The sequence below is a fragment of the Actinoplanes sp. NPDC051633 genome, assembly GCF_040681735.1.
Lineage (GTDB): Bacteria > Actinomycetota > Actinomycetes > Mycobacteriales > Micromonosporaceae > Actinoplanes.
This window is the reverse complement of record NZ_JBFAZH010001010.1, coordinates 1-2,831: the sequence shown is the minus strand read 5'-3', so window position 1 is coordinate 2,831 and position 2,831 is coordinate 1. Positions and strand designations below refer to the sequence as shown.

General features: G+C 74.1%; 1 protein-coding gene and 2 pseudogenes. All 3 read right to left on the bottom strand.

The features are described from left to right. Positions 1-1,241 (bottom strand): annotated as a pseudogene (locus AB0M20_RS36040) (hypothetical protein); the annotation flags it as partial. 181 nt (positions 1,242-1,422) lie between these two features. After that, the gene (locus tag AB0M20_RS36035) at positions 1,423-2,445 is read right to left on the bottom strand and encodes a 5'-3' exonuclease H3TH domain-containing protein (protein WP_364305082.1); all 1,023 of its coding nucleotides are present in this window, start codon (positions 2,443-2,445) and stop codon (positions 1,423-1,425) included. Between the two features lie 41 nt (positions 2,446-2,486). After that, positions 2,487-2,831 (bottom strand): annotated as a pseudogene (locus tag AB0M20_RS36030) (hypothetical protein); the annotation flags it as partial.

Below are 2,831 nucleotides of genomic sequence, written 5' to 3'. Positions count from 1 at the left end.
ATCTCCTCCCGCGCGGCCAGGCCCTTGCGCAGCGCCTCGACGACGCTGGAGGCGTCCCCGGACGTGAAGACGCGGCCCACGCCGGTCGCGTCGATGAGATCGGCGAGGGCGGAGCTGCCGATCACGGGTACACCGGCGTGCAGATATTCGCCCAGGTTGGCCGGCGACGACAGCTCGTGGTCGACCATCCGCGGTGAGCCGATCAGGCCGAGGTCGGCGGTCGACAGGTACGCCGGGGTGAACGACGGCGGCACCGGGGGCACGATGTGCACCCGGCTGAGGGCGCCCTCCTTGGCGGCGGCCTTCAGCAGCAGCCGGAAGTCGTTGTGCAGCGGCTCACCCGCCACGATCGCGAAGTGCCACTCGGGCAGCTCGACCAGCGCGTCGACGACCGTGGCCAGGTCGCGCTCGGAGCCGGCGCCGGCGTACACCAGTAGCGGGGTGTCCTCGCCCAGGCGGGCGGCGGTCCGCAGCGACGGCGGGTCGCTCTCGGTGTCGATCGTGGACCGGACCGGCACGTCCCGCACCACCACCGGCGTCCGCGGCAGCCGATGCGCGGCGCGGACCGCCTCGGCGGCCGGCGGCGTTGCGGCGACCACCCGGTCCGCGGCCGGGATGAACTCGCGCTCGATGGCGGCCAGATCGGCCGCGCCGTCCCGGTCGTACTCGCGCGCGTCGTACACCCAGCCGACCTTGTGCCCGCGGACCCGCAACCGCGCCGCGGCCCGGGCGGTCGCTGACAGCGCCGCGATGTCACCGGCGTGGATCACATCGGGCGCCAGCTTGACAAGAACGGGCAGGAGGACCAGGTCGGCGTCGACCTGGTTGGGCCGGCTCTGCCGCCAGTCGTCGGCCGCGGGCGGCTTGCGCGGCGACCGCACGCCCTCCCACCGCCAGGTGCGGTAACGGACGTCGAACACCTTGCGCCGCAGGGCGTTGCGGGCGCGGACGAACAGCGACCGCGGAGCGCCGTCGCCGTAGGCGAGCCGCAGCTCCTCGTCGCTCAGCCAGCTCAGATGGGCCGCCCGGTGCGCCTCCAGGTCGGCTCGGGTCCGCAGGCCGAATTGGGTGAGGAGGGCACGCGGGCGCCTCGGCGGTTGCCACTTGACGTGCCGCCGGAAGGCGTCCTTGCAGGCCACGCGGACGATCGTGAGCGGACCCTCGGTCGCCTCGCCCGCTTCCTCGTTCCTGCGGGCGGGCCGGATCAGGGTGACCTGCCAGCCGTCACGCACGGCGGCCACAGCGACCTTCTGAGCACGGGAATCGCTGCCGGGGCCGTTGGCGACAACCAGGGCGAGGCGGGGCGCGGCGCCGGACGATCCCACGGTGGACCCCGATTCTCCATGACGAATGTGGGGAGACCTCGCGTTCCCCAGGCGCGGGATTGTAGCGTGCCCGCGAGCCCGTGGAAGGACCCGGGAATCAGAAGAGGGAAAGCTGGCCCGGGGTGGGGTCGCGGCGGCTGGAGAGGCTCCGGCGGAAGACCCAGGGGCGCAGCTCAGGGGTCTGATCCTCGTCGCGCGGCGGAGGCACATTGCCGACCAGCGCCCACAGCGACGGGCCCAGGTTGATGCCCCGCTCGCGAAGCGCCTTGCGCATCGTCAGGTAGTTGAGCGGCAGGCGGGCGTCGTCGAGCTCGGGCAGCGGCAGGTCGGCGCGCATGCGCATCAGGTTGCGGTTGCGCTCCACGATCTCGCGCACGCCCGGGGCGGCGAGCCGGTCGGCGGCCGGCTCACCCACCACGTCGCCGACCGTGCGCCGATCACCTCTGTCGAGGGCGGCCCACGCCGCGTCCAGCGACCCGAAGGCGGCCAGCAGCCGCGCCGCGGTCGCCGCCCCGAAGCCCCGGACGCCCTGCAGATTGTCCGACGGGTCGCCGCGCAGGGCGGCGAAGTCACGGTATTGCCCCGCCTCCACCCCGCACACGCCGTGCAGGCCGTCGGCGTCCACCAGCACCGCCTCGTCGAAGCCTCCATTACGGACCCGCAGCACCTGGGTGGTCTCGTCGATCAGCGCGAAGGCGTCACGGTCGCTGGTCATCAGCACCGAGCGCCAGCCCGCGCGCCGGGCGGCCGCCGCGGAGCTGGCCAGCACGTCGTCGGCCTCCCAGGACGGCACGACGACCGTGCACAGCCCGGCGGCCCGCAGCAGTGCGGGCGCCCCGGCGAGCTGCTCGGTGAGGTCGGCGGGCTTCTCCGGGCGATGCGCCTTGTAGCCCTCCCACTCCAGCTTGCGGGCCGACGACTCGGGACAGTCGAACCCGACCAGCACCGCGTCGGGCCGCAGGTGGGCGGCGGCGCGAGCGACATAGCCGACCAGGCCGCGCAGCGCCCAGACCGGCCGCTCACGGTCGTCGTAGAGCCGATCGCCGATCCCGGCGTGGTAGGCCCGATGCACCAGACTGTTCCCGTCCAGCACGAGCAGCAGGGGACCGGGGAAGGACACGGCAAACAGACTACGCCGCACCTACGACAATCCTGGACGGCTCAGATCAGCGTGAGCAGGGCGCGGCCGGCCAGGCCCGCGCCGACCAGCACGATCAGGGCCGCGGTGATCCTCGGCAGGGCCGCGCGGAGCCGGTCGAACCTCGGGAACCGGCCCTCGAGCCGGTCGCGCACCTTGATCAGCAGCAGGCCGGCGGCGGTGAGGGTGGCGGCCATGCCTAGGCCGTAGGCGAGCACCAGCAGCACCCCGAAGACGGTCCGGCCCAGCGCGGCCGCGCCCAGCAGCACGATCAGCGCGGACGGGCTCGGCACGGGCCCGCCGGCGATCCCGATAGATCGGGAGAGCGGCGGGGAGGGGCAGGGTGTGGGAGGTCGCGGGGCGCGCGG